This is a genomic window from Alysiella crassa DSM 2578 (genome assembly GCF_000745955.1).
GTDB classification, from domain to species: domain Bacteria; phylum Pseudomonadota; class Gammaproteobacteria; order Burkholderiales; family Neisseriaceae; genus Simonsiella; species Simonsiella crassa.
Map to the genome: position 1 here is coordinate 1 of NZ_KN050787.1, position 2416 is coordinate 2416.

The 2416-nt window shown below is 48.1% G+C and carries 1 protein-coding gene and 1 pseudogene; one reads left to right on the forward strand and one right to left on the reverse strand.

What is annotated here, in order from left to right; genetic code table 11:
- Window positions 1-339: 339 nt before the first annotated feature.
- Window positions 340-963 carry a bifunctional 4-hydroxy-2-oxoglutarate aldolase/2-dehydro-3-deoxy-phosphogluconate aldolase gene (locus tag Q338_RS13415; protein ID WP_034296578.1) on the reverse strand — a complete coding sequence of 208 codons (624 nt, stop codon included), beginning with the start codon at window positions 961-963 and terminating at the stop codon, window positions 340-342.
- Window positions 964-1298: 335 nt separating this feature from the next.
- On the opposite strand from Q338_RS13415, the pseudogene Q338_RS15250 reads away from it, so the two are divergent.
- Window positions 1299-2048, forward strand: a pseudogene (locus Q338_RS15250) (phosphatidylserine decarboxylase); the annotation flags it as partial.
- Window positions 2049-2416 lie beyond the last annotated feature (368 nt).

A 2416-nucleotide genomic window follows, 5' to 3' on the forward strand; every position in this document is an offset into this window, starting at 1 on the left:
GCTGCAGATGTGCGTGGTTTGTCCAATTTTATTTGCGCCGATGTGTGGATGAAATTTGGGGTGTCTTTGGAAACAGAACCGTTGTGGCTGCCGTAATTAAATGGACAAATAATTGAGTGATAAACAAAAAAATGTTTTCAGGCAGCCTGAAAACATTTTTTTGTGTTTTGTTTATGGATTGAAATTAATTTTCAGGCTGCCTTTCGGTACACGACAAAATTCATATAGGGTGCGTATTACACACCGAATTTTAATGATTTGAATAATTTGGTGCGTGGTACGCACCCTACATTTTGGGTGTTGGTAAAAATTGTCGTGTACTGAAAGGCTGCCTGAAAATTAAGGACGCAATGCAGACGCTTCTTTTGCCAAACGCGTAATCGTGTCCCAATCTTTATTTGCCACCGCGTCTTTGGGGGTCAGCCATGTGCCGCCCACGCACAAGACATTGGGCAATTTCAAATATTCGGGCGCGGAAGCCAAATTAATGCCGCCTGTTGGACAGAATTTCACTTGTGGGAAAGGTCCATGCAGGGCTTTGAGCATATCGCGTCCGCCCACCACTTCGGCGGGAAATAATTTCATGGTATCAATGCCATGCTCCAAACCCAACATCAATTCGCCCGCAGTCGCAATGCCTGGAATCAAGGGAATGCTGCTGTTCAAGCTGGCTTCTGCCAATTTAATATTCAGCCCTGGGCTGATGGCAAATTTCGCGCCTACATCGGCAACGGCTTTCAATTGTTCGCCGTTAATCACCGTGCCTGCGCCCACAATCGCGCCTTGCACTTCTTTGGCAATCAATTCAATGGCTTTCAAACCATGCTCGGTGCGCAAGGTGATTTCCAACGTGGGAATGCCGCCCGCCACCAGCGCGTGCGCCAAATCAACGGCGGTGTGGATGTCGTCAATCGCCATCACGGGCACAACCGCGCCTGCGGATAAAATATCGCGTGGGTTCATTTTGGATAATCCTTAATAGTAGATAGAGTCAGTGGGTAATAAAACGTCATGATTATAACCGATTTAAACGGTGTAATCTTGTGTTAGCGCAAGTTTTTGTAATTTTGTTACGAGTAAATATTCAGGCAGCCTGAAACACAGACACCACGCTCCTAGTTTGCAGCAAAAATCACACAAATCCCACACCATTCATCAAAATTTTTTATCTGAAATATCAAACTCGTTTTCAGGCTGCCTGAAAACACACGCATTCCCCCATGCAGAAAGTAGGAAAAACGCCATCTTTCAGATATAATTCAAGGTCAATCAAAATTTTTTTAATCAGAGGCGTTCCGATGAACCGTTACTATCCGCACACCATTATTGCCCAAGAGGGCTGGTCGTTTATTCTCGGTGGCTTGGCTGCCAGTGTGTTTTTCAGTTTTTTGTGTGGCTGGTGGTCGCTGCCATTTTGGATATTTACCTTGTTTTGCGTGAATTTTTTCCGCGACCCAGCGCGTAATATCCCCGAAGCCCCCGATGCCGTGATTAGCCCTGCCGATGGTCGCATTGTGGTGGTGGAACGCGCCATAGACCCTTATCGCAATACCGAAGCCTTGAAAATCAGCGTGTTTATGAATGTGTTTAATGTGCATTCACAGCGTTCCCCTGTGTCGGGCGTGGTAACGGACGTGCAGTATTCAGCAGGCAAATTTCTGAACGCAGCATTGGATAAATCCAGCAACGAAAATGAACGCAACGCCGTTTTGATGACCACGCGCACAGGACGCGAATTGACGTTTGTGCAAGTGGCTGGTTTGGTGGCGCGCCGCATTTTGTGTTACACCAATAAGGGCGACACGATGGTGCGCGGTGAACGCTATGGTTTTATCCGTTTTGGTTCACGCGTGGATGTGTATTTGCCTTTGGACGCAACCGCAAATGTGGCGATTGGCGACAAAGTACGCGCCAGCGAAACCATTTTGGCATTTTTGCCACTTGAACCCACCGAGCCAAATAAAGACTTTCATCCATCAAGCAGCAATAGTGTTGCCGAAACGCGTTTGAAAGCCGATTTGCAACCGCAACCTGTGGCAGCAACCAGTTTTCAGGCTGCCCCAATTAAAGCGGAAACGGTGGCGCAATCTACCACCACACCGATTGCCACCGCTTCCCCTATTTCATTAGATGAAGCGCGTTTGGCAGCCGAAACCGCCAAATTAAAAGCCGAAGCCGAAGCAGCCAAACAAGCCGCCGAACAAGCGCGCGCCCAAGCCGAAGCCGAAATCGCGCAATTAAAAGCACAGGCAGAACAAGCACGCGCCCAAGCTGAACAAGCCAAAGCACAAGCGGAAGCCGAAGTGGCACGTTTGAAAGCTGAACAGGAAGCCGCCCAATTAAAAGCCCAGCAAGAAGCCGAAGCCAAAGCGAAAGCCGAACAAGAAGCCGCCCAATTAAAAGCGCAACAAGAAGC